Annotated in this window: 18 protein-coding genes and 1 pseudogene; 9 read left to right on the forward strand and 10 right to left on the reverse strand. The window is 67.2% G+C overall.

Features of this window, described 5'->3' with window-relative positions; genetic code table 11:
• Nucleotides 1–312: 312 nt before the first annotated feature.
• On the forward strand, nucleotides 313–1203 hold the full coding sequence (locus tag ACAM26_RS05535; RefSeq protein ID WP_123139436.1) for a phosphoribulokinase: 891 nt from the start codon (nucleotides 313–315) through the stop codon (nucleotides 1201–1203).
• 117 nt (nucleotides 1204–1320) lie between these two features.
• Nucleotides 1321–1761, forward strand: coding sequence for a DUF2721 domain-containing protein (locus tag ACAM26_RS05540; protein ID WP_123139435.1), 441 nt, complete (start codon nucleotides 1321–1323; stop codon nucleotides 1759–1761).
• Nucleotides 1762–1768: 7 nt separating this feature from the next.
• On the opposite strand, the gene cydC is transcribed toward ACAM26_RS05540, so the two are convergent.
• Both cydC and cydD read right to left on the reverse strand, forming a co-directional pair.
• Nucleotides 1769–3505 (reverse strand): thiol reductant ABC exporter subunit CydC, encoded by a 1737-nt coding sequence (gene cydC / locus ACAM26_RS05545; protein WP_369613245.1) that lies wholly within the window; start codon nucleotides 3503–3505, stop codon nucleotides 1769–1771.
• A gap of 7 nt (nucleotides 3506–3512) precedes the next feature.
• On the reverse strand, nucleotides 3513–5297 hold the full coding sequence (gene cydD / locus ACAM26_RS05550; RefSeq protein WP_369613246.1) for a thiol reductant ABC exporter subunit CydD: 1785 nt from the start codon (nucleotides 5295–5297) through the stop codon (nucleotides 3513–3515).
• 172 nt (nucleotides 5298–5469) lie between these two features.
• Between cydD and ACAM26_RS05555 the strand changes: the two genes are divergently transcribed.
• Nucleotides 5470–6951, forward strand: coding sequence for a BCCT family transporter (locus ACAM26_RS05555; RefSeq protein WP_123143000.1), 1482 nt, complete (start codon nucleotides 5470–5472; stop codon nucleotides 6949–6951).
• Nucleotides 6952–7048: 97 nt separating this feature from the next.
• On the opposite strand, the gene ACAM26_RS05560 is transcribed toward ACAM26_RS05555, so the two are convergent.
• Genes ACAM26_RS05560 through ACAM26_RS05570 form a run of 3 tightly spaced genes read right to left on the reverse strand, consistent with a single transcriptional unit; the run spans nucleotide 7049 to nucleotide 9017 of the window.
• Nucleotides 7049–7594 (reverse strand): lipocalin family protein, encoded by a 546-nt coding sequence (locus ACAM26_RS05560; protein WP_123139431.1) that lies wholly within the window; start codon nucleotides 7592–7594, stop codon nucleotides 7049–7051.
• 45 nt (nucleotides 7595–7639) lie between these two features.
• Nucleotides 7640–8440 carry a DUF1295 domain-containing protein gene (locus tag ACAM26_RS05565; protein ID WP_123139430.1) on the reverse strand — a complete coding sequence of 267 codons (801 nt, stop codon included), beginning with the start codon at nucleotides 8438–8440 and terminating at the stop codon, nucleotides 7640–7642.
• The gene (locus tag ACAM26_RS05570) at nucleotides 8433–9017 is read right to left on the reverse strand and encodes a DUF2878 domain-containing protein (RefSeq protein ID WP_123139429.1); all 585 of its coding nucleotides are present in this window, start codon (nucleotides 9015–9017) and stop codon (nucleotides 8433–8435) included. The genes ACAM26_RS05565 and ACAM26_RS05570 overlap by 8 nt, the downstream gene beginning before the upstream one ends.
• Before the next feature lie 165 nt (nucleotides 9018–9182).
• Between ACAM26_RS05570 and ACAM26_RS05575 the strand changes: the two genes are divergently transcribed.
• Nucleotides 9183–9866, forward strand: a complete 684-nt coding sequence (locus tag ACAM26_RS05575; RefSeq protein WP_123142999.1) for an OmpA family protein — start codon at nucleotides 9183–9185, stop codon at nucleotides 9864–9866.
• A 24-nt stretch (nucleotides 9867–9890) separates the two neighbouring features.
• On the opposite strand, the gene cydX is transcribed toward ACAM26_RS05575, so the two are convergent.
• From cydX to ACAM26_RS05600, 5 genes and pseudogenes are all read right to left on the reverse strand, one after another.
• Nucleotides 9891–10001 carry a cytochrome bd-I oxidase subunit CydX gene (gene cydX, locus ACAM26_RS05580; protein WP_082806015.1) on the reverse strand — a complete coding sequence of 37 codons (111 nt, stop codon included), beginning with the start codon at nucleotides 9999–10001 and terminating at the stop codon, nucleotides 9891–9893.
• 87 nt (nucleotides 10002–10088) lie between these two features.
• Nucleotides 10089–11231: a cytochrome d ubiquinol oxidase subunit II gene (gene cydB / locus ACAM26_RS05585; RefSeq protein ID WP_123139427.1), complete on the reverse strand. Its 1143-nt coding sequence runs from the start codon at nucleotides 11229–11231 to the stop codon at nucleotides 10089–10091.
• Between the two features lie 14 nt (nucleotides 11232–11245).
• Nucleotides 11246–12850, reverse strand: coding sequence for a cytochrome ubiquinol oxidase subunit I (locus tag ACAM26_RS05590; RefSeq protein WP_123139426.1), 1605 nt, complete (start codon nucleotides 12848–12850; stop codon nucleotides 11246–11248).
• A gap of 799 nt (nucleotides 12851–13649) precedes the next feature.
• A pseudogene (locus tag ACAM26_RS05595) lies at nucleotides 13650–14033 on the reverse strand (DUF6858 family protein); the annotation flags it as partial.
• Between the two features lie 213 nt (nucleotides 14034–14246).
• Nucleotides 14247–14954, reverse strand: coding sequence for a Crp/Fnr family transcriptional regulator (locus tag ACAM26_RS05600; protein ID WP_123139425.1), 708 nt, complete (start codon nucleotides 14952–14954; stop codon nucleotides 14247–14249).
• 207 nt (nucleotides 14955–15161) lie between these two features.
• On the opposite strand from ACAM26_RS05600, the gene ACAM26_RS05605 reads away from it, so the two are divergent.
• The 5 genes from ACAM26_RS05605 to soeA all read left to right on the forward strand — a co-directional run bounded on the left by ACAM26_RS05605 (nucleotide 15162) and on the right by soeA (nucleotide 23201).
• Nucleotides 15162–17066: an ATP-binding cassette domain-containing protein gene (locus ACAM26_RS05605; protein ID WP_132229069.1), complete on the forward strand. Its 1905-nt coding sequence runs from the start codon at nucleotides 15162–15164 to the stop codon at nucleotides 17064–17066.
• A 129-nt stretch (nucleotides 17067–17195) separates the two neighbouring features.
• Nucleotides 17196–18050: an ATPase gene (locus tag ACAM26_RS05610; protein ID WP_123139423.1), complete on the forward strand. Its 855-nt coding sequence runs from the start codon at nucleotides 17196–17198 to the stop codon at nucleotides 18048–18050.
• A gap of 23 nt (nucleotides 18051–18073) precedes the next feature.
• Nucleotides 18074–19168, forward strand: a complete 1095-nt coding sequence (locus tag ACAM26_RS05615; RefSeq protein ID WP_123139422.1) for a homoserine O-succinyltransferase — start codon at nucleotides 18074–18076, stop codon at nucleotides 19166–19168.
• 569 nt (nucleotides 19169–19737) lie between these two features.
• Entirely contained in the window at nucleotides 19738–20007 is a 270-nt protein-coding gene (locus ACAM26_RS05620; protein WP_005224002.1) for a hypothetical protein, read from the forward strand.
• A 296-nt stretch (nucleotides 20008–20303) separates the two neighbouring features.
• Nucleotides 20304–23201: a sulfite dehydrogenase subunit SoeA gene (gene soeA, locus ACAM26_RS05625; protein WP_369613247.1), complete on the forward strand. Its 2898-nt coding sequence runs from the start codon at nucleotides 20304–20306 to the stop codon at nucleotides 23199–23201.
• The last annotated feature ends 24 nt before the right edge of the window (nucleotides 23202–23225 follow it).

Raw genomic sequence — 23225 nt, forward strand, 5'->3', positions numbered from 1 at the left:
GCCACCATTGAAAAATCAGGGCGGCAGTGATCGCGCGTCCATCCGTGTTGCCGTGACCTGTCCGGCGTTCTATTCGGCTCGAGTCGAATGATCGTGTGTGGTGGCGATACGCCGCTCATTTCGAATCGGGCCGCGGCTCAACCCTGAAAAACTCCGTGTTTCTCTCGGATTCCCTTTTTGTTTCATCATCTTGATGATTGTTGAAGGGGTGTCTCTGGACGGTGGTATATTAGAGGATCATTTCACACTCATCGCGGCGGGAGCAGCGGGCGAAGTGCGAAAGAGACATTAAAAGAGAACGAGGAGATCAGCATGTCGAAGAAACACCCGATCATTGCCGTGACCGGTTCCTCGGGGGCGGGGACCACCACGGTCAAGCGTGCCTTCGAACACATCTTCTATCGCGACGGCATCAGCGCTGCGGTGATCGAGGGCGACAGCTTCCACCGTTACGACCGCACCACGATGAAGGCGGAGATGGCGCGCGCCTCCGAGCAGGGGCGCAACCTTAGTCACTTCGGTCCCGAGGCCAACCGTTTCGACCTGCTCGAGGAGCTGTTCCGCGACTATGGCGAGAGCGGCACCGGCAACAAGCGTTATTACATTCACAGCGAGGAAGAGGCCGAGTTCCACAACACCCGGCTCACCACTCAGCTGCGCCCGGGCGAGTTCACCCCCTGGGAGCCGGTGCCGGAGAAGACCGACCTGCTGTTCTATGAAGGTTTGCACGGGCTGGTGGTGACCGAGGACGTCAATGTCGCCCAGCACGTCGATCTCGGTGTGGCGGTGGTGCCGATCGTCAATCTGGAGTGGATCCAGAAGATCCATCGCGACAATCTCGAGCGCGGCTACTCGGCCGAGGCCATCGTCGACACCATCCTGCGGCGGATGCCCGATTACATCAATTACATCACCCCGCAGTTCACCCTCACCGACATCAACTTCCAGCGGGTGCCGACGGTCGATACCTCCAACCCCTTCATCGCCCGCGACATCCCCACCCCCGACGAGAGCTTCGTGATCATCCGCTTCAAGGACCCGGAGAAGCTCGAGGTCGACTTCCCCTATCTGCTGTCGATGATCCACGACTCCTTCATGTCGCGGCGCAACAGCATGGTGGTGCCGGGCGGCAAGATGGGGATGGCGATGGAGGTGATCCTGCAGCCGATCATCGAGCGCATGATGGAGGCGCGCAAGGTGTGAGGCGGGGCCGGGCGGGTGCCTTGCCGCGCCCGCCCGGTCCGGCTGGAGAGGTCCGTCCCGGCCGGTCGTCAGCGACCGGCCGGTTGCGTTCCCGCCCCCTGAGCCGGCTTCCAGAAGATGCTTGAAACCTCCTCGATCACCACCGTCGCCCATGTCATCGAGCTGGCCGTGGCGCCGGTGTTCCTGCTCTCGGGCATCGGTGCCATGCTGGCGGTGATGACCAATCGGCTCTCGCGCATCGTCGATCGCGCCCGCCGGGTCGAGGCCAGGCTCGGTGGCGATGGCGCCGACGATCCGGCCATCCGCGCCGAGCTGCGCGTGCTGGTGCGCCGCGCCCGGCTGATCAGCCTGTCGATCGGGCTCTGCACCTCGACCGCGCTGTTGATCTCCGGGGTGATCGTCAGCCTCTTTCTCAGCGCCTTCCTGCGCTTCGACGCTGCCTTGCTGGTCTCGCTGCTGTTCATTGCCGCGATGCTCGCCTTCATCGTCGCGCTGCTGTGCTTCCTGCGCGAGGTGCTGTTGGCGACCGCCGGGCTGCGCTTCGGTCGTCCCGGCTGAGCGCCAATCAGTCGCCGTGTCGCACCGGCGCGCGCTCGAGTAGCGCCGCGGCGGTGGCCTCGGGGATCACCGAGGCGTCGCCACGGGCGCGCTCGCGGCCCTGGTCGAGCACCAGGATCTGATCGACCCAGTCGAGCCCGGCCGGGCGGTGGGTGATCAGCAACACGGTACGACCCTGCATCAGTCGGTCGAGCGCGGCCATCAGGCTGCGCTCGGTGCCGGCGTCGAGCCCCTCGGTAGGCTCGTCGAGCAGCAGGATGGGCGCATCCTTGAGCAGCGCGCGCGCGACCGCGATACGCCGTCCCTGGCCGCCCGAGAGCCGCACCCCGGTCTCGCCGACCCAGGTGTCGTAGCCCTCCGGCAGCCCGGCGATGAAGTCATGGATCTGCGCTACCCGACAGGCCTGCTCGAGCTCGCTCTGGGTGGCGCCGGGACGGGCGACGAGCAGGTTCTCGCGGATGGTGGCGTCGAACAGATGGGTGTGCTGGCTGACCACGGCGATCTGACGGCGCAGGGTCTCGCTGTCGATGTCGCGGATATCGTGGCCGCCGACACGGATGTTGCCGCAGTCGGTCGACCAGAAGCGCAGCAGCAGGTTGAACAGGGTGCTCTTGCCCGAGCCGGTGGCGCCGACCACCGCGGCGCGGGTGCCCTCTGGGACCCGCAGGTCGATGTCGGCGAGCGCCGCGCGTTCGGCGTCGGGATAGCTGAAACCAACCCCTTCGAAAACGATGTCGAACTGTTCCAGGCGCGGCGACGGACCGTCCGGTTCGCGGATCGCCGGCACGGTGTCGACGATGGCGAACAGCCGTCGCGCCGCGGCCAGCGAGCGCCCGAGCAGCTGGAAGGCATGGGGCAGGGGGGCGACGGCCTCGAAGCTCGCGAGGGTGAAGAGCGCGAGCATCGCCAGTTCGGGCGGCGGCAGCTCGCCCGCGCGCACCAGCGGGATCGCCAGCCACAGCAGCAGCCAGAGGTTGAGGTTGGCGCACAACCCGATCGCCGCCTGGGTCAGCCCCTGGTCGCTGTTGATCCGCGCCTGATCGGCGATCAACTGCTCGCTCAAGCCCTCGATGCGTTGCGCCTGACGCTCGGTGGCGCCGTAGACGGTGAGTTCGGCCATGCCCTGCACGCCGTCGATCACCGCGGCGCGCAGCGCGCCCTCCTGCTCGGCCAGTCGCTGCCCGGGCGCGCGCCCGCGCAGCTCGGCCCACCACGGCAGCCCGACCCCGGCGAGCAGCAGGAAGATGAGCCCGAGCAGCGCCAGGGCGGGGTCGTGGAGGGCGAGGAAGACGACGAACAGGGTGACGCTGATCAGCGCCACCACCACCGGTACCAGGACCCGGACATAGAGGTTGTCGAGCGCATCGATGTCGGCGCGGATCCGGCTGAGGATGTCGCCGCTGTGATACTGCTGCAGCCGCGCCGGGGCGAGCGGTTCGAGATGACGGTAGAACCACACCCGCAGGCTGGCGATCAGGCGGAAGGTCGCCTCGTGATTGACCAGACGCTCGCCGTAGCGCCCGGCGGTGCGGACCATCGCGCTGCCGCGGATCAGCGCCGCCGGGGCGAAGTAGTTCATCGCCACCCCGGCGGCGCCGGCGCTCGCCATCGCAGCGATGAACCAGCCCGAGGCGGCCATCAGGGTGACGTTGGCAAGCAGGGTCAGCACCGCGGCCAGGGTGCCGAGCAGCATCCAGGCGCGATAGGGCCGGAACAGCCTCCACAGTCTCAGCAGTTCGCGCATCCGCGCCTCACTCCTCTGTCGTGACGCCGGTGTGCGCCGGCGCGTCTCCGTAGGCGGCGGTCATCCGCGCATAGAGCCCGTTGGCGGCGATCAGCTGTCGGTGATCGCCCTGCTCGACGATACGTCCCTGGTCGAGTACCAGGATACGGTCGGCCCGGCGTACCGTGGCCAGGCGGTGGGCGACCACCAACAGGGTGCGGTCGCGGGCGAGGTCGTCGATGCCCTGCTGCACCAGCCGCTCGCTCTCGGGGTCGAGGTTGGCGGTGGCCTCGTCGAGGATCACCAGCGGCGCGTCGCGCAGGAAGGCGCGCGCCAGGGCAATACGCTGGATCTGGCCGCCGGAGAGCCCGGCGCCGCGCTCCCCGACCGGGTGGTCGTAGCCGCGGGGCAGGGCCTCGATGAAGTCCGCGGCGCGCGCCCGCTGCGCCGCCCGGCGTATCGCCTCGTGATCGGCCTCGGGGAGACCGAGGCGGATGTTGTCGGCGATGCTCCCCTGGAACAACCGCGGCTGCTGCGGCACCCAGGCGAGATGGGCGTGCCAGTGCGCCGGATCGATGGTGGCGAGATCGGTGTCGCCGATGCGGATCCGTCCGCGGGTCGGCTGGAGGAAGCCGAGCAGCAGGTTGATCACCGTGGTCTTGCCCGCACCGCTGGTGCCGACCAGGGCGACGCGCGCCCCGGGCGGGATCTCGAGATCGATCGCGCGCAGCGCCTCGCGCTCGGGCTCGTAGGCGAAACCGACCTGCTCGAAGCGGACCCCGAGCGGCGCGGGCAGCGCCGGGCGGGCGGTGCCCGGGGTGATCGCCGGCGGGGTGTCGAGCACCTCGATGAGTTGCTCGGCGGCGGCGACCGCGGCCATGCGGGCGTGGTACTGGGTGCCCATGTTGCGCAGCGGGGCGTAGAACTCGGGGGCGAGCATGAGCACGAACAGCCCCTGGAGGAAACCGATGTCGGGCACGCTCAGCCAGTGCGGCACCGGCAGCGCGAGGTCGTAGAGCCGGAAGCCGATGAAGACCGCGACGATGGCGATGCCGACGGTGGCGAAGAACTCCAGCACCGAGGAGGAGAGGAAGGCGATGCGCAGCACCTGCATGGTGCTGACGCGGTAGTCGTCGGAGATGCGTCCGATCACCTCGACCTCGCGACGGCTGGCGCCGAACAGCTTGAGCGTGGTCAGGCCCTGGATGACATCGAGGAAGTGCGCGCTCATCCGCGCCAGCTGCTTCCACTGGCGCTGGTTGCGCGCCTCGGCCCCGGAGCCGATGAGGATCATGAAGACCGGGATCATCGGCGCGGTGACCAGCATCACCACCGCCGAGAGCCAGTCCATCGGCAGCACCACCATCAGCAGCGCCAGCGGCAGCACCATGGTCAGGGTCATCGCCGGGAGGAAGCGGGCGTAATAGCCTTCCAGGTCGTCGATGCCCCTGGTCAGGGTCTCGACCAGGGTGCCGCTGCGGGTGCCGGAGAGATAGGCCGGACCGAGCCGTTGCAGATGACGGTAGACCTGGTCACGCAGCCCGGCACGCACCCGTGCCGCGGCGGTGAAGGCGGCGCGCTCGGAGAGCCAGGTGATGAGCGCGCGCAGCGCGAGCAGCGCGAGCAGCCAGCCGAGCCAGCCGCCGACCTCGGTGAGTCCGGCGCCGCCGAAGATGACCGCGTCGAGGATCAGGGCGAGGAACCAGGCCTGGGCGACGGCCAGCAGGGCATGGATCAGGCTCAGCACGATCGCCCCCTTGAGGGCAGGGCCGGCGAGCGGACGCTGGGACTTGAGCCAGTCGTTGACGGACATGGTGCGAGCTTCCGGGTAGTCTGTCTGGTGTTGGCGTCGGGAGGACGAGGATACGGAAGCAGCCAGGGAGGCGGCAACGGAAATTCACAAGCCGCGATCGCTCGATGCCGCGCCCCGATGGTTCGACGCCGGGGTCGTGGTGGCCGGTCGAGGCCATCGATTGGGGGAGAGGATGCTGCGCAATCCATTGCTGCTCGCCGCGCTCGGGCTGACCTCGGTGGTCGCGCTCTGGGGGGTGTTCGACACCGAGAGCCTGGCGCGGCTGGCGCAGGCGCAGGTGGCGCAGCAGTTTCGCAGTCGCGCCTGGTTCATCATGCTGATGACCAGCCTGCTCGTGGTCACGGTGCTGGCCCTGGCGTTCTCGCGCTTCGGCACCATCCGGCTCGGGCGCGATGACGAGCGCCCGGAGTTCTCCACCCTCAGCTGGCTCACCATGCTGTTTGCCGCCGGCATGGGCGTGGGGCTGCTGTTCTATGGGGCCGCCGAGCCCTTGACCCATTACCAGTTGGTGAGGGGGCGCACCGAGTCCGACCTGGCGGCAAGCTATGCGCTGGTCACCACGATCTTCAACTGGGGGCTGCATGCCTGGTCGATCTATGCCATCACCGCGCTGGTGATCGCCTATTTCAGCTATCGCAAGGGCCGCCCGGGGCTGGTCAGCAGCCCGATCCGCTATACCTTCCGTCGCGGCCGCTGGGTCGGGCCGCTGGCCTGGGTCGCCGACCTGTTGGCGATCTATGCCATCGCCATCGGTCTGGCCGGATCGCTGGCGATCGGGGTGTTCCAGGTCGAGGGCGGGTTGGGGCATCTGTTCGGGATCACCGGCGACTGGGTGAGATACCTGGTCTTCGGTCTGCTCTGTCTGGCCTTTCTGGCGCCGCTGACGCTCGACCTCGGTCGCGGCATGGCGCGGTTGTCGAACCTGGCGATGGCCATCGCCCTGGGGCTGATGGTCTATCTGCTGCTGGTCGGGCCGACCCACTATCTGATGAACGGGGTGGTCGACACCCTGGGCGCCTATCTCTCCGGGGTGGTGCAGCAGGGCTTCGCCACCTATCCGTTCTTCGGCAAGGCCTTCCAGGACTGGTTCCATGGCTGGACGCTGAATTACATGGTGTGGTGGATCGCCTGGGCGCCCTTCGTCGGGGTGTTCGTGGCGCGGATCTCGCGCGGGCGCACCATCCGCGAGTTCGTCCTCGGCGTGGTGCTGGTGCCGACGCTGTTCTCGCTGCTGTGGTTCGGGGTGTTCGGCGGCACCGGCTTCTACGCCCTGTTGCGCGAGGGCCTGCCGCTGCTCGAGGTGGTGCGCGAGCGCCCCGAGGACACCACCTTCTTCGTGCTCGAGGCGCTGCCGCTGGCGGGATTGACCGGCTCGGCGAGCATGATCGCCGCCTTTCTGTTCCTGGTCACCAGCGTGGTGAGCGCGGCCTATGTGCTGGCGATGTTCTCGACCAGCGGCGACGAGGACCCGCCGGTGCGGGTCAAGCTCGCCTGGGGGGTGCTGCTGGCGCTGCTCGGGCTGGCGATGCTGCTCGCCGATGATGTGGCGACGGTGCGCGCGATCATCGCGCTCGGTGCCATGGCCTTCGTCTTCATCCTGCCGCTGTTGGTGGTGGCCCTGCTCAAGACGCTGATGCGCGAGGAGCGGCGATGATCTGGGAGAACCTGCTCGACACCCTGCTCAATCTGGTCGTGTTCGCCTTCATCGGCGTGCTGGTCTGGCTCTATGTCCGCGACGAGGGCGATGGCAGCTAGCCTGCCGTCTCCCACTGCTGCGGCACTCGCTGGATGCGGTCGGTGTCGTAGCCGATACCGGCGAGGAAGGTGAGGATCTCACCATAGGTGGCGGGGGCGATCTCGGGCGCGCGCGCCATGATCCAGACATAGTCGCGCTTGGCCCGTCCGATCACGGTGACACTGTAGTCCGGGGCCAGCCAGATGATGCGGAAGTCACCCTTGAAGGGCCAGATGAACTGCATCCCCCAGTGTGCGTTGGTGGTGGTGTCGAGCACGAAGCCCTTGGGGTTGTAGGTCTTGAGCGGGCCGTCGAAGGCATCCTTGTGGAAGGTGAAGGTGGTGGCGATGGTGCCGTCGGGGTTGAGCGCGTAGGACTCGATGGCGTTGTGCGCGCCCTTCTCGACGAAGGTCGGGATGTTGGCGATGACGTACCAGTCGCCCATGAAGCGTTGCAGGTCGACCTGATCGACGGTGTCCATGGGACGGCCTCCGGTCTCGGTGCAGGCGTTGACGAGGAGCAGCGCGGCGAGCGCGGCCAGGGATTTGAGTGAGCGGTTCATGATGATGTATCCGCGGGGTTGGGGTGCGGTCCTCGGGTGCGGGTGTCAGCGCCCATCGCCACCCCCGCTGGGTACGCGGCGCGGCGGACCGGGGATGAAGGCGTTGGTGCGCGCGACATAGTCGCGGTAGCCGGGACGACGCTCACCGATGTCGCGCTCGAGCAGGGTGACGCCGGAGACGCGCAGCAGCAGGAAGGTCATCAACAGCGGCGCGATCAGGGCCCACCAGGCCCCGGCGGCGAGGGCGAAGAGATAGAAGGCCCACCAGATGCAGGCCTCGCCGAAATAGTTGGGATGGCGGCTGTAGCGCCACAGCCCTCGGTCCATCACCTGCCCGGCGTTCTCGGGGCGGGCCTTGAAGGCGGCGAGCTGGCGGTCGGCCAGCGCCTCGAAGGCGAAGCCCAGGCACCACAGCGCCAGCGCCAGGGCGTCGAGCCAGCCGAGTGAGGCGGGCAGCGCCATGGCGCCGAGCAGCGGCAGCGAGATCACCCAGGCGAGGATCGCCTGCAGGCCGAACACCAGATAGAGGCTCTTCCACCAGAACCCGGGGTCGTTGTCGGCGCGGATGGCCTGATAGCGCCGGTCCTCGCCCTGGCCCTGGTTGCGACGGCTGATGTGCAGGCTCAGTCGCACCGCCCACAGCGTCAGCAGCACGAAGACCAGCAGCGCGCGCGGCCCGGTCTCGGGGATGAGCAGCATGTAGACCAGCCCCATCAGCAGGAAGAACAGTGACCAGAGCGCGTCGACGATGCTGACGTCGCGCGCGATCACGCTCGCCCCCCAGCCGCAGATGCCGAGCACCAGCGCGGCGGCCAACCCCGAACCATAGACGAAGAGATCAGGCATCGGCGCCCTCGCTGTTGATGGGTCCCTCGGGTGTGTCGCGCTCGGCGGCGGTGCGGGCGAAGCGCGCGGCGATTGCCAGGCTCGCCGGCATCAGCAACGACCAGCCGCCGCCGAGGACCGCCAGTGCCACCAGCGGGTCGGGAAAGTGCACGCCGCCGAGCTTGGCGCCGGCGTAATAGGCCAGTGGTGCGCCCAGGGCGCCGATGGTGAAGGCCAGGTACCAGCGGCCCTGGAGCCAGGCGAGCGAGACGTTGAGGGTGGTGGCGAAGGCCACCCAGATGGCGATGATCCACACCGGGGCGAGCCAGGGCAGCAGCATCCCCGAGGGATAGACAAGAAAGCCGAAGCGCGCCAGCAGCCCGTCCCACAGCGCACCCATGACCGCGATCAGCACCAGCAGCCGGGCCTCGCTGCCGCGGTTGGGCGTGGTCGTCAGGTGCAGTGCGGCGACCAGCGCCACCACGCCGACGCCGAGCCAGGGCAGTTGGTGCGCGGCGCCGAGCACGCAGGCGAACCAGCCGGCCTGAAAGGCGGCGAGGTTGATGAGGATGCGGGGGAGCGACGGGGTTGCTGACATGGACTGGACTCGATCTGTGGGTTCGCGGAAACGAGACCGGCTTGAGATTCAGGTGATGCCGGCCGGGAGGGTTACAAGGGGCGGTTGAGGCCCGTGCGTATCGGCGCTGCTATGATCTGCATCCCCGGCCGCATCGGCCGATCGTCGCAACACGCAGGAGTTTTGATGAAGCATACAGCGCTTACCAAGGGTACCGCGGTCGCCGCCGTGGTGGCGGTCCTGATCTCCGGCTGCGCCGCCGATGGCTCGGGGATGACCGAGACCGGCCAGGGGGCGGCGATCGGCACCGCCACGGGGGCCGCGGCCGGGGCGATCATCGGCTCGTTCGGTGGCAACGCCGGACGTGGCGCACTGATCGGCGCCGTCGGTGGCGCGCTCGCCGGCGGCATGGTCGGTGCCTACATGGAGGAGCAGCGGCGTGACTTCGAGCGCGCGCTGGCCGACGAGATCGCGCGCGGCGTGATTCGGGTGCAACTGCTGCCCGGCGATCAGCTGGTGGTGGGGATGACCGGTGCGACCAGCTTCGAGGTCGACTCCGATCGCATCAAGCCCGGCTTCTACAGCACCATGGACAAGATCGCGGCGATCGTGCGTCGCTACGGCAAGACCGAGCTGCGGGTCGCCGGTCACACCGACAGCACCGGCTCGGCGAGCTATAACCAGACGCTCTCGGAGCGTCGGGCCGTCGCCGTGGAGGGGTATCTGGAGCGTAGCGGTGTGATGCCGCAGCGCATCTTTGCGCGGGGGTATGGTCAGGACCGGCCGATCGCGAGCAACGCGAGCGAGGCGGGACGCCGGCTCAACCGGCGGGTGGAGATCACCATCGTGCCGATCCAGGCGCGGGGCTGAACGCACCGCGCCCGGGCGGCGAGATCAGTCGTCGTCGGCCGGGCCGCGGAACTGCTCGGACTCGTACCACATCACGTTGATGACCCCGAAGGCGAGCGCGAGCAGCACGCCGAGGATCCAGGAAAAGTACCACATGGATGCGATCCTCCCAGTATGACCCCGCCCGGCATCGGTGGGCGGGGTCGGCTGTAACGTGCGCGCGGTCGGACCGCGCGCGGTTGCTCAGTAGGCCAGGTGGTCCTGTGCCTCGATCTCCTCGACCGTCACCCGTCGCCACATCTTGGCGTAGGTCCAGGTGGTGTACATCAGGATCAGCGGGACGAAGATCACCGCCGCCCAGAACATCACCGTCAGGGTGAGGTGGCTGGAGACCGCGTCCCAGACGATCAGGCTGCTGTCGGGGTTGGTGCTCGAGGGCATGATGAAGGGGAACATCGCCGCACCGGCGGTGACGATGATCCCGGTCAGCCCCAGGCTGCTGGCCACCAGACCGAGCCCCGGCCGGTCACGCAACGACAGCAGCACCGCCAGCCCAAGTCCGGCGAACCCGAGTACCGGGAAGGCCAGCGTCCAGGGGTGGGCGCCATAGTTGGCCAGCCAGGCGTAGGGGACGATCTCGACATCCTTGGTCAGCGGATTGGGGGTGGCGTCGAGCGCTGGCATCGCGCTCACCCGATAGCCGTCGACCCCCAGCGTCAGCCACAGCCCGGCGAGGGCGAAGGCGATGATGGTGAACAGCCCGGCGAGCTTGACCATCCGCTTGGCGCGCCCGGCGATCGGCTCGGCGGTGCGCAGCTGCAGCCAGACCGCCCCGTGCATCACCAGCATCCCCAGGCTCACCAGTCCGGCGAGCAGGGCAAAGGGGTTGAGCAGGCCGAAGAAGCTGCCGGTGTAGTAGGGGCGCAGCAGGTTGTCGAGATGGAAGGGTACGCCCTGGAGCAGGTTGCCGAAGGCGATGCCGAACACCAGCGCCGGGACCGCGCCGCCGATGAACAACCCCCAGTCCCAGGCGTTGCGCCAGTGGGGGTTGGCGATCTTGCTGCGGTAGTCGAAGCCGACCGGGCGGAAGAACAGCGCGAACAGCGCCAGCAGCATGGCGAAGTAGAACCCCGAGAAGGCGGTCGCATAGACCAGCGGCCAGGCGGCGAAGATCGCGCCGCCGGCGGTGATCAGCCACACCTGGTTGCCGTCCCAGTGCGGGCCGACGGTGTTGATGATCACCCGCCGCTCGCTGTCGTTCTTGCCGAGGAAGGGCAGCAGGGCGCCGACGCCCATGTCCATGCCGTCGGTGACGGCAAAGCCGATGAACAGCACACCGACCAGCACCCACCAGATGAATTTCAGGACTTCGTAATCGAGAATCATGTCTGACCTCCGTCTCAGTCGCTCTGTTTCTGCGGGGCGGTGGCCGGCGTCATGCCCGCGCTCGGGTTGGCAAGACGTTCGTGGTGATAGCGCCCGGTGTGCAGCGAACTCGGGCCGAGTCGCGCGAACTTGAACATCAGGAACATCTCGATCATGAACAGCAGGGTGTAGAACAGGATGAAGCCGGTGAGGCTGATCACCAGGTCGTTGACCGTCAGGCTGGAGGCGGCGATGCTGGTCGGCAGCACCTCGCCGATGGCCCAGGGCTGACGACCGAACTCGGCGACGAACCAGCCGGTCTCGGCGGCGATCCAGGGCACCGGGATGCTATAGAGGAACAGCCGCAGCAGCCAGCGCTTCTCCTGGATCACCCGCTTGGCGTTGAAGTAGAAGCCGAGCACCAGCAGCAACAGCATCCAGACCCCGGCGCCGACCATGACGCGGAAGCTCCAGAACAGCGGCGCGACCTCGGGGATCGAGTCCTTGACCGCAAGCTGGATCTGCGCCTCGGTGGCCTCGGCGGGGTTGTCGGTATAGGGCTTGAGCAGCAGTCCGTAGCCGAGATCGTCCTTGTGTTCCTCGAACACCGCGCGGTTGGCCGGGGTGTCCTCGCCGCCGCGCAGTCGTTCGAGATACTCGTAGGCGATCATGCCGCTGCGGATGCGCACCTCGTGCTCGTGCATCAGGTCCTTGAGCCCCTCGACCTCCTGGTCGAGCGAGCGGGTGGCGATCAGCCCGAGCAGCCAGGGGATCTTCACCGCGTCGTGCGTCTCCTCGTCCTCGTTGCTCGGTCGACCGTAGAGGGTGAAGGCCGCCGGGGCCTCCTCGGTGTGCCACTCGGCCTCGATCGCCGCGAGCTTGACCTTCTGCACGTCGCCGACCTCGTAGCCCGACTCGTCACCGAGCAGGATCACCGACAGGATCGAGGCCAGACCGAAGCCGACCGCGACCGAGAAGGAGCGCTTGGCGAAGGCCAGGTCGCGACCCTTGAGCATGTACCAGGCACTGATCCCGAGCACGAACATCGAGGCGGTGACATAGCCGGCGGCGACGGTGTGCACGAACTTGACCTGGGCGACCGGGTTGAGCACCACGTCCATGAAGTTGGTCATCTCCATGCGCATGGTCTCGTAGCTGAACTCGGCGCCGACCGGGTTCTGCATCCAGCCGTTGGCCACCAGGATCCACAGCGCCGAGAGGTTGGAGCCGAGCGCGGTGAGGAAGGTCACGGTGAGGTGCTGGCGCTTGGAGAGTCGCTCCCAGCCGAGGAAGAACAGGCCGATGAAGGTCGACTCGAGGAAGAAGGCCATCAGCCCCTCGATCGCCAGCGGTGCGCCGAAGACGTCGCCGACATAGTGGCTGTAGTAGGCCCAGTTGGTCCCGAACTGGAACTCCATGGTCAGACCGGTGGTGACGCCGAGGGCGAAGTTGATACCGAACAACTTGCCCCAGAACTTGGTCATGTCGCGATAGATCTCGCGACCGGTCATCACATAGACGCTCTCCATGATCACCAGGATCCAGGACAGACCCAGGGTCAGGGGGACGAACAGGAAGTGATACATCGCGGTGCTGGCGAACTGCCACCGCGAGAGTTCGATCATGGTACTGTCGAGCATAGGCGGGTCTCCAGAGGGAGCCGAAACATAGGGTGAAGCGACGACGTCGCTGCGCTGGATCGATGACGTGCCACCCTGATGGCGGCGGTGGCGCGCAAAATCCAGCGCCGGTGGCGCCTGAGGCCACAGGTTAGTGCGGGGAATATGCGAGAGGAATGACCTGCGGCAAGATCGAAGGGCAGGCGGATGTTAGCCGTTGGCTGCTTCAGTGGGGGCGGAGCGCTGCATGAAGGGGTGTCTGGAGAGGTCTGCAGACTTCTTCATGCACTTGCTTTCGAAGGCTTTTTTGGTTGTTTCCGAAGTCTTCTAATGGGGTGTGCTCTGTCATCCAAGAGGGCGGTCTGCGGTCTTCCCCTCATTTTCTTCATGGGATTGATGCCGCCCCGGTGCGGGGCGGCCGGGCGTGGTCGGCTCAGTGCTCGTGCGGGTGTGCCGCCGGGAGCAGCTTGCCGGCTGCGAGCATGGTCGCCGCTTCGATCGGGTCGGTGGCGCTGGTGGTGTGGACCACCACTCCCTGGCGCGACATGCGCTGCACGAAACCCTGTCCGGCGCCCTGGGTGAGCAGCGCATCGAGTCCGAGCGCGAACAGTGGGTGATCGTCGCCGTGGTAGTCGTGCAGCGACATGCCCGCGGGCAGATCGAGTCGCTCGACCTCGGTGGCACCCTCGGCGTTGGCCTCGAGGATGAGGAAGCGGCGGGTCTTGCCGGCGTGTCCGGTGATGGTGCGGAAGTTCTGGCTGGTGACGGCGATGCGCATGGTTCGGCTCCGATTGCAGGTCGTGGGCTGGGGGGCCTTGTCGCAGAGTCCACAGGCCCAGTCCTCCATGGCGGCGTTGGCCACCGGCATCGGCGCCTCCATGAAGGTGATGACGAAGCCCGCCTCGGTCTCGGCGATACCGATCGAGCGCGGGCGAACCGCCAGCACCTGCACGTCCGGCAACGAGATGCCGAAGCAGAAGATCAGGTTCTTGGCCGCGAGGATGCCCTCGCCGACATGGCCCTCGGGCAGTGCGCTGGTGTGGGCGTGGTGGTCGAACTCGGCGATGAAGCGCGCCGAGTCGTAGCGCTCGATACAGGCGCGGAAGTAGTCGCAGATGGCCTCGACCGAGTCGTAGCTGGTCTCTTCGCGACCGATCTCGAGACAATAGACCGGATACCGTTCCTGGTACAGGCTCTGTTTCATGCGCTCAAAAACTCCGTCGGTGGTCGCGCGCGTGTCTGGCCCTGCATCCGTGCGCGTCCGCCGGCGGGCAGCCGGCCCCGGTTGCGGGGAGCTCGGGCCGCGAGAGCGGAGGCTGTGGGTGTCGTGGCGCTCGGCTTCCAGAGCGGGCAGGGTAGGGCGCGGCCCCCGAGGGGGCATTGAAATCGGTCAACCGCGAGCCGGGGCGGACTCGGCTCAGTCCTCGGCGATACGGCGCAGGTTGGGGATGTCGAGCAGGAAGGTGTTGGGCGCGCTCTCGACCAGCAGGCTCTGACGCTTGAACTCGGCGATGGTGCGGCTGGCCGTCTCGGTGGTGACGCCGAGCATGGCGCCCATGTCCTCGCGGCTGAACAGCTGGCACTCGCTGGTCTTGCGGTCACGTACCAGCCGCAGCAGCAGGCGCGAGACGCGCTGTCGGGCCGATCCGGTCGAGAGCTCGGTGAGCCAGGCGTCGGCCTCGCTCAGGGCGTGCTGCCAGCGCGCCATCAGCTCGCGGTGCAGCGCCGGGTTCTCGATCCCCAGCTCGCGCACCGCGCGCGCCGGGAAGCGGCAGACCTCGGTCGGCTGCAGGGCGACGGCGTCGTGGTGATAGCTCTCCTCGAGCAGCGCCTCGAGTCCGAGCACGTCGGTGGTGCGCACGATGCGCACGATGCGCTGGCTGCCGTCGGGGAGATACTGCACCAGCTTGAGCGCCCCGCTGCGGACCGTGAACATGAATCCGGCGCCGTCGCCGGCCTGATAGAGTGCGGTGCCTGGTTTCAGCGTGAACTGGTCGATCGGGTCGTGGATGCGCTCGAAGTCCGTCTCCTCGAGCCCGGCGAACAGTACCGAGGCTCGCAGCGAGCAGTTCAGGCAGTTTGCCTCTCCGGACCAGGCATCCCGAAGTGTGACGCTCTTCACCATCGGATCGGTATCAACTCCAGGGTGGGGCGCGGGTCGCGCGTGCGAATCAGGGATGAGAGTGTACCCCGTTTTCGTCTCGTGGGCGCAGCCTCACGCCCTGGTGGCTGCGGTGTCGGCTGTTGCGCGCCTTGTCCGCCCTCTCTAACCTCGGGGGTCTTCGATCGGCCGTGCCGACGCTCCCTTCCCGCAATCGCACCAGGATACCCGATGAGCCTACTCAGTCTCGATGATGTTTCCCTCTCCTATGGTCTGCCGCCGTTGCTCGACGGTGTCTCCTTCACCATCGAGCGGGGCGAGCGTGTCTGTCTGATCGGCCGCAATGGCGCCGGCAAGTCGACGCTGATGCGGATCGTCGCCGGCGAGGTCCAGCCCGATGGCGGTCAGCGCCGGGTGGGGCAGGGGATGCGCATCGCCAAGCTCGACCAGGAGCTGCCGGTCGGTCATGAGGCGAGCGTGTTCGAGGTGGTCGCCGGCGGGCTCGGCGAGCTCGGCGAGCTGGTGCGCGAGTACTTCACCTGTTCGCACGCCCTCGGCGCCGATGCCGGCGAGGACGAGCTGGCGCGCCTGGCACGGCTGCAGCAGCGGCTCGACGACGAGGGTGGCTGGGAGATCGAGCAGCGCACCGAGCGGGTCATCTCGCGTCTCGGGCTCGATCCGCAGGGGCGTTTCGAGGCGCTCTCCGGCGGTCAGCAGCGCCGCGTGCTGCTGGCTCGCGCCCTGGTTACCGAGCCCGACCTGTTGCTGCTCGACGAGCCGACCAACCATCTCGACATCGACTCGATCGACTGGCTCGAGTCCTTCCTCGTCGACTTCCAGGGGGCGTTGCTGTTCATCACCCACGACCGCCGCTTCCTGCAGCGTCTCGCCACCCGCATCCTCGAGCTCGATCGCGGCAAGCTCACCGACTGGCCGGGCGACTACGACAACTATCTGCGCCGGCGCGAGGAGCGGCTCCACGCCGAGGCCCAGGCCGCGGCCCAGTTCGATCGCCGGCTCGCCGAGGAGGAGCGCTGGATCCGTCAGGGCATCAAGGCCCGGCGCACCCGCAACGAGGGCCGGGTGCGCGCGCTCGAGGCGATGCGCGAGGCGCGCCGGGCGCGGCGCGAGCAGCAGGGGCAGGCGCGCATCCGCGTCGACGCCGGCGAGCGTTCGGGCAAGCTGGTGGTCGAGGCCGAGGGGCTCACCCACACCTGGGGCGAGAAGACGGTGATCCGCGACTTCTCCACCCTGATCCTGCGTGGCGACAAGGTCGGGGTGATCGGTCCCAACGGTGCCGGCAAGAGCACCCTGCTCAAGCTGCTGCTCGGCGCGCTCGAACCGCAGCAGGGTCGGGTGCGGCTGGGCACCAACCTTGAGGTCGCCTATTTCGATCAGCTGCGCGCCCAGCTCGACCCCGAGCGCAGCGTCCAGGACAACGTCGCCGAGGGCAGCGATCAGATCGAGGTCGAGGGCCGCAGCCTGCACGTACTCTCCTATCTCAAGGACTTCCTGTTCACCCCGGAGCGGGCGCGCCAGCCGGTCAAGGCGCTCTCCGGCGGCGAGCGCAATCGCCTGCTGCTGGCCAAGCTGTTCACCCGACCGGCCAACCTGCTGGTGCTCGACGAGCCGACCAACGATCTCGACGCCGAGACCCTGGAGCTGCTCGATGAGTTGCTGGTGAACTTCCAGGGCACCCTGCTGCTGGTCAGCCACGACCGCGCGCTGCTCGACAACGTGGTCACCAGCACCCTGGTGTTCGAGGGTGATGGGCGGATCGGCGAGTATGTCGGCGGTTATACCGACTGGCAGCGTCAGCAGGCGCGTCGCGAGGCCGAGGCGGCCGCCGCCGAGCGCGAACGCGCCCGCCCGGCCAAGACGGCGCCGGCGCCGCGGCCCAAGCGCGAGGGGGGCAAGCTCGGCTACAAGGAGACCCGCGAGCTGGCCGAGTTGCCGGCGCGGATCGAGTCGCTCGAGCAGGCCCAGGCCGAGCTGCACGCGCGCATGGCCGATCCCGCGTTCTATCGCGAAGCGGGCGAGGCGGTGGCGACGACACGCGCCGAACTCGAGGCGGTGGAGCGCGAGCTGGAGCAGGCCTTCGCCCGCTGGGAGGCGCTCGAGGCGCGGCGTGGTTGACGCCGACGCTGGTCAGCGCTGGACGGACTGACTACCATCGGGTGCAGATCCCGGTCGCCGCCGCCGGGCGCGAGGTTCGCCTCGCCGGCGCGCGGTGATCGTCCATCGCAGCATCCAGGAGCATTGTCCTTGAAGTTCACGGTCGAAGAATTCCGCGCTTGGCCCCACAAGTGCGTCACCCTGCTCGGCATGTCCGGTGTCGGCAAGACCCATCTGTCGGCGATGCTGCGCCGGCAGGACTGGTTCCACTATTCCGGCGACTATCGCATCGGCACCCGCTATCTCGACGAGCCGATCCTCGATCTGGTCAAGGCGCATGCGATGCGCGATCCCTTCCTGCGCGAGCTGCTGCGGCGCGACTGGATCTCGATGCGCAACAACATCAAGGTCACCGACCTGGGGCCGGTGATGAGCTTCGTCGGCAAGCTCGGCAACCCCGAGCGCGGCGGGCTCGGACTCGAGGAGTTCAGCCGCCGCCAGACGCTCTATCGTCAGGCCGAGATCGCCGCCATGCTCGATCTGCCCGAGTTCGTGCGCAAGGCGCAGGACATCTACAACTATCCCCATCTGGTCAACGATGTCGGCGGCAGCCTGTGCGAGCTCGACGAGCCGCGGGTGATCGATCTGCTGGCCGCGCACAGTCTGATCCTCTATATCCGTGTCCCCGAGGTCGACGAGATCAAGCTGATCGAGCGCGCCCAGGCCGACCCCAAGCCGCTCTATTACCGTCCCGACTTCCTCCGCGAGGCGGTCTCCGACTATCTCGCCGAGCGCGGTCTCGACTATGTCGCCGAGATCGAACCCGATGACTTCACCCGCTGGGTGTTCCCGCGTCTGTTCCACTCGCGGGTGCCGCGCTACGAGGCCATCGCTCGTCCCCACGGCTATACGGTCTCCTCGGAGGACGTCGCCCGGGTGCGCGACGAGCAAGACTTTCTGCAGTTGGTCGAATCGGCGATCGCCGCCCAGGCGGTGGCCGCCTGACCGAGAGGAGCCCTGATACGTCCATGCCCATCGTCGCCCACAACGATCTGCCCACCTTCAGCCGGTTGCGCGAGGAGGGGCAGACCATCCTCGAACCCAACCGCGCCTTGCAGCAGGACATCCGCGAGCTGCATATCGGGCTGTTGAACATGATGCCTGACCCGGCGCTGGCGGCCACCGAGCGGCAGTTCTTCCGGCTGATCGGTCAGAGCAACCAGATCGCCCAGTTCTACATCCATCCATTCACCCTCGACGGGCTCAGACGCAGCGACGAGGCCCGCGCCTATATCGAGCGCTATTACGAGTCGTTCGAGACCATTCGCGCCGAGGGGCTGGATGCGCTGATCATCACCGGCGCCAACGTCACCGGCCCGGAACTGGCCGACGAGCCGTTCTGGGAGCCGCTGATCGAGGTGGTGGAGTGGGCCAGCGAGTATGTCTGCTCGACCCTGTTCTCCTGTCTGGCGACCCATGCGGTGCTGCAGTTCGCCTATGGCCAGCGTCGTCGGCGTCTGGCGGAGAAGCGCTGGGGGGTCTATCCGCACCGGGTGTTCGATCGCTCCCACCCCCTGGTGAGCAACGTCAACACCTGTTTCGACGTGCCGCACTCGCGCTACAACGAGGTCTCGCGCGCCCAGTTCGAGGCCGCCGGCCTGCACGTGCTCGCCGAGAGCGCGGCCGGGGTGCATCTGGCGGTGAGCGCCGATGGGCTGCGTCAGGTCTTCTTCCAGGGCCATCCGGAGTACGACACCATCTCGCTGCTCAAGGAGTACAAGCGCGAGGTGCGTCTGTTCTTCGCCGCTCAGCGCGAGGAGTATCCGCCCTTCCCCGAGGCCTACTTCGGGCTGCAGGCGCGGGCCATCCTCGACGAGTATCGCGGTCGAGTGATCGCGGCCCGGGAGCGAGGGGAGGCGCTGCCGCCCTTCCCCGAGGCGCGCATCGTCGCCGGGCTCGACAACACCTGGCACGACACCGCCGAGGGCGTGCTCGGCAACTGGATGGGCCTGATCTATCAGGTCACCAACAGTGACCGCAAGCTCCCTTTCATGCCACATGTCGACCCGCACGACCCGCTCGCGCTGAGTTGGCATCGCGATGAGGCGACGCATCCGGGCTGATCCGGTCTCGCGCTCGGCGTCGTCGGCAGCCTTGTCGTCGGCGTCGTCGTCGTATCGTGTGTCGTGCGCGCGGCGTCACGCATCGCCGTCTTCATCGTTTCCCTGCTTCCCACGCTTCCCTTCACCCCCTCCCGCATCCTTCGCCATGACTGACGATGGTCGAGATGCTGCGCTTTCAAGTGGCTGTTTTGATTGGGTCGAGGCCGGCCTGCGCGGCCCTGTTCGTGTTGTCTTTGCCCCCTGAGTGTCGTGTTTTGTTGCGCCGAAGTTACACAAAAGGTCTTCGTGTTGTGAAAAATCCACGACTGCGGCAGGGGGATTGCTTGGGTGGTCTCTGTGCCGGGTTTTGTGAAGACAGCATCAGTTTTCAGGTTTATGGACATTTTGGCTCGATTGTGCTTGTTGACTGTTGCTTTTTTGTACTAGACTGAAGGTGTGAGATGGCGTTGATGATGCAGCACGGATGGTTTGTTGCTTATTTGCATCATTCCTGTCCTTACCAGGCCACAGGTACCGCGTCTCCCCTCGATCGCCCGCCCCTCAAATGCTCAACCGGACCAGGCCCGACAATGTTTGACGAAACTGAAAACAGCATCCGTTACAAGTGGAATCCACGCACCCAGACCGGCTACAAGCTGCGCTTCGATGCCGAGGGTGCCGCCAAGGGTGGTCACTGCTGCTATCACGTCGAAGACTGGAACTGCCACACCGTCACCAACGAGTGGCCGTGCGAGAACCTCGACGAGGCGCTGCAGGTGCTCAACCACTTCTTCTCGCTCGACCTCGAGCGCGAGCGCGAGCGACTCAGCTCCTGGCTGCCTCGCTACAACGCCGCCTGATCACAACCTGATGCCTGCCGGCGACGCATGGATGCGTCGTCGCCCCTTGCGGACGCCTCCGGCGTCCGTTTTCGTCCCCGCTTCCCCGCTTCCCCGCTTCCCCGCTTCCCCGCTTCCCCGCTTCAGCGTTTCCGTCTTCCTATCAGTGCCGACCATCAGGGCAGTGTTCATTTATATAAACAAAATGAATGGGCCAATCATTTAATAAAGTTTTTCATCGGCATCTTTGGGTTTGAAAGATAGACGACCGCAATATTAGAATGCGGTAAAACAAATCATCCCCCAAGGGTGTGCCGATGCAAGATCATCCCAGTCATTCGGATAGCGCGATCGGTCGGGTCGAGGTCAAGGAGACCACCTGCTATATGTGCGCCTGCCGTTGCGGTATTCGCGTGCACCTGCGTGATGGTGAGGTCCGCTATATCGACGGCAACCCGCGTCATCCGCTCAACAAGGGGGTGATCTGCGCCAAGGGCAGCTCGGGGATCATGAAGCAGTACTCCCCGGCGCGCCTGACCCGCCCGTTGCGCCGCAGACCCGGGGCCGAGCGTGGCGAGAGCGACTTCGAGGAGATCTCCTGGGACGAGGCGCTGGAGCTGCTCGAGACCCGCCTGCGCCGGCTGCGCGCCGAGGACCCCAAGCGCTTCGCGCTGTTCACCGGGCGCGACCAGATGCAGGCGCTCACCGGGATGTTCGCCAAGCAGTTCGGCACCCCCAACTATGCCGCCCACGGCGGCTTCTGCTCGGTCAACATGGCCGCCGGGCTGATCTACAGCATCGGTGGATCGTTCTGGGAGTTCGGCGGTCCGGACCTCGATCGCGCCAAGCTGTTCGTGATGATCGGCACCGCCGAGGATCATCACTCCAACCCGCTCAAGATCGCGATCTCCGAATTCAAGCGGCGTGGCGGTCGCTTCATCTCGATCAATCCGATCCGCACCGGTTATTCGGCGATCGCCGATGAATGGGTGCCGATCCGCCCGGGGACCGATGGCGCGCTGCTGCTCGCGATCAATCACGAGATCCTCGCGCGCGGGCTGTTCGATCGCGACTTCCTCATTCAATACACCAATGCCGCCGAGCTGGTGGTGAGCGACGAGGCGCACGACGAGGCCGGGCTGTTCTATCGCGTCGAGACCGAGGCCGCGCCCGACTGTTTCGATCCGCAGGACCGGTTGTGCTGGGATCGCGCGAGCGATGCCGCGGTGCGCGCCCGCACCCCCGGCGTCGAGCCGCGGCTGCTCGGTGCCTATACCCTGGAGGACGGCACCGCGGTCAAGCCCGCCTTCCAGCTGCTCAAGGACCGACTCGCCGACTACACCCCGGAGTGGGCCGCCGAGGTCACCGGCATCCCCGCCGCAACCATCCGCCGGCTCGCCCACGAGATGGGCGTGACCGCGCGCGATCACCAGATCGAGCTGCCGATCCCCTGGACCGATTGCTGGGATCGCGAACACGCCTCGGTCACCGGCAACCCGGTGGCCTTCCACGCCATGCGCGGCATGGCGGCGCACTCCAACGGTTTCCAGGGCATCCGCGCGCTCGGCGTGCTGATGAGCCTGCTCGGCACCATCGACCGCCCCGGCGGCTTCCGTCACAAGGCGCCCTTCCCGCGCCCGATCCCGCCCTGTCCCAAGCCGCCGAACGACCCCGCGGCGGTGCGCCCGGATACCCCGCTCGACGGTCTGCCGCTGGGCTGGCCGGCCGACCCGGACGACCTCTTCGTCGATGACGAGGGCGAGGCGGTCCGGCTCGACAAGGCCTTCTCCTGGGAGTACCCGCTGGCGGTGCACGGGCTGATGCACAACGTCATCACCAACGCCTGGCGCGGCGACCCCTATCCGATCGACACCCTGGTGCTGTTCATGGCCAACATGGCCTGGAACTCGACGATGAACACCAGCGAGGTGCGACGGATGCTCGTCGACAAGGACGAGCAGGGCGATTACCGCATCCCCTTCCTGGCGGTCTGCGACACCTTCTCCTCCGAGACCGTCGCCTTCGCCGACCTGGTGCTGCCCGACACCAGCTATCTCGAGCGTCACGACGTGCTGTCGATGCTCGACCGGCCGATCTCCGAGTTCGACGGTCCGGTCGACGCGGTACGGGTGCCGGTGCTGCCGCCGAAGGGCGAGTGTCGCCCCTTCCAGGACGTGCTCATCGAGCTCGGCACCCGGCTCGGGCTGCCGGCCTTCGTCGACGGCGAGGGACGGCGCAAGTACCGCGACTACCCCGATTTCATCGTCAACTACGAGACCTCGCCCGGCTCCGGGATCGGCTTCCTCGCCGGCTGGCGCGGCGCCGAGGGCGATCAGGTGCTCAAGGGCGCGCCCAACCCCGAGCAGTGGGAGCGCTATGTCGAGCACGGCTGCGTCTTCCACCACCAGTTGCCGCCGAGCTACCAGTACATGCGCAACTGGAACAAGGGCTATCTGCACTGGGCGCGCGCCCACGGCATGATCCGCTATGCCGACCCGATCATCATCCATCTCTACTCCGAGGTGCTGCAGCGCTTCCGCCGCGCCGCCCAGGGCAAGGGCGAGGGGCGGCGTCCGCCGCCGCGGCTGCGCGAGCGCATCGCCACCTATTTCGACCCCTTGCCCTTCTACTACGCGCCGCTCGAGGACGGGCTGATCGACGCCGAGCGCTATCCGCTCAACGCCCTGACCCAGCGACCGATGGCGATGTACCACAGCTGGGACAGCCAGAACGCCTGGCTGCGCCAGATCCACAGCCACAACTATCTGTTCGTCAACCCACGGGTCGGCGCCGCCGAGGGTTTCGCCGACGGCGACTGGATCTGGGTGGAGTCGGCGCATGGTCGGGTGCGCTGCATGTGTCGCTTCTCCGAGGCCGTCGAGCCCGGCACGGTGTGGACCTGGAACGCCATCGGCAAGGCCGCCGGGGCCTGGGGCCTGGCGGCCAATGCCGACGAGTCGCGCAAGGGCTTTCTGCTCAACCACCTGATCGCCGAGGAGCTGCCCGAGCATGCCGCCGGGGCGCACCTCTCCAACGCCGATCCGGTGACCGGCCAGGCCGCCTGGTTCGATCTGCGGGTGCGGGTCTACAAGGCCGGTCCCAAGGAGCCTGCGATCACCGCGCCGCAGTTCGCGCCGATGCCGCGACTGCCCGGCCAGGAGCCGGGACGCGGTCGCTGGCAGGCCTATGTGGCCGGCATCTTCTCCAAGAAATGAGCCCCCGGCGACCGCATCGCGAGT

The sequence above is a fragment of the Marichromatium sp. PS1 genome (genome assembly GCF_041155115.1).
GTDB lineage: Bacteria > Pseudomonadota > Gammaproteobacteria > Chromatiales > Chromatiaceae > Marichromatium > Marichromatium gracile.

Excerpts from the sequence above, each read along its gene's own strand:
- ACAM26_RS05560 (WP_123139431.1), bottom strand. The coding sequence starts at position 7,594 with ATGAACCGCTCACTCAAATCCCTGGCCGCGCTCGCCGCGCTGCTCCTC.
- ACAM26_RS05590 (WP_123139426.1), bottom strand. The coding sequence starts at position 12,850 with ATGCTCGACAGTACCATGATCGAACTCTCGCGGTGGCAGTTCGCCAGC.
- cydX (WP_082806015.1), bottom strand. The coding sequence starts at position 10,001 with ATGTGGTACTTTTCCTGGATCCTCGGCGTGCTGCTCGCGCTCGCCTTC.
- ACAM26_RS05615 (WP_123139422.1), top strand. The coding sequence starts at position 18,074 with ATGCCCATCGTCGCCCACAACGATCTGCCCACCTTCAGCCGGTTGCGC.
- cydD (WP_369613246.1), bottom strand. The coding sequence starts at position 5,297 with ATGTCCGTCAACGACTGGCTCAAGTCCCAGCGTCCGCTCGCCGGCCCT.
- cydC (WP_369613245.1), bottom strand. The coding sequence starts at position 3,505 with ATGCGCGAACTGCTGAGACTGTGGAGGCTGTTCCGGCCCTATCGCGCC.
- ACAM26_RS05600 (WP_123139425.1), bottom strand. The coding sequence starts at position 14,954 with ATGGTGAAGAGCGTCACACTTCGGGATGCCTGGTCCGGAGAGGCAAAC.
- ACAM26_RS05555 (WP_123143000.1), top strand. The coding sequence starts at position 5,470 with ATGCTGCGCAATCCATTGCTGCTCGCCGCGCTCGGGCTGACCTCGGTG.
- ACAM26_RS05570 (WP_123139429.1), bottom strand. The coding sequence starts at position 9,017 with ATGTCAGCAACCCCGTCGCTCCCCCGCATCCTCATCAACCTCGCCGCC.
- ACAM26_RS05620 (WP_005224002.1), top strand. The coding sequence starts at position 19,738 with ATGTTTGACGAAACTGAAAACAGCATCCGTTACAAGTGGAATCCACGC.
- ACAM26_RS05575 (WP_123142999.1), top strand. The coding sequence starts at position 9,183 with ATGAAGCATACAGCGCTTACCAAGGGTACCGCGGTCGCCGCCGTGGTG.
- ACAM26_RS05535 (WP_123139436.1), top strand. The coding sequence starts at position 313 with ATGTCGAAGAAACACCCGATCATTGCCGTGACCGGTTCCTCGGGGGCG.
- ACAM26_RS05605 (WP_132229069.1), top strand. The coding sequence starts at position 15,162 with ATGAGCCTACTCAGTCTCGATGATGTTTCCCTCTCCTATGGTCTGCCG.
- soeA (WP_369613247.1), top strand. The coding sequence starts at position 20,304 with ATGCAAGATCATCCCAGTCATTCGGATAGCGCGATCGGTCGGGTCGAG.
- ACAM26_RS05540 (WP_123139435.1), top strand. The coding sequence starts at position 1,321 with ATGCTTGAAACCTCCTCGATCACCACCGTCGCCCATGTCATCGAGCTG.
- cydB (WP_123139427.1), bottom strand. The coding sequence starts at position 11,231 with ATGATTCTCGATTACGAAGTCCTGAAATTCATCTGGTGGGTGCTGGTC.
- ACAM26_RS05565 (WP_123139430.1), bottom strand. The coding sequence starts at position 8,440 with ATGCCTGATCTCTTCGTCTATGGTTCGGGGTTGGCCGCCGCGCTGGTG.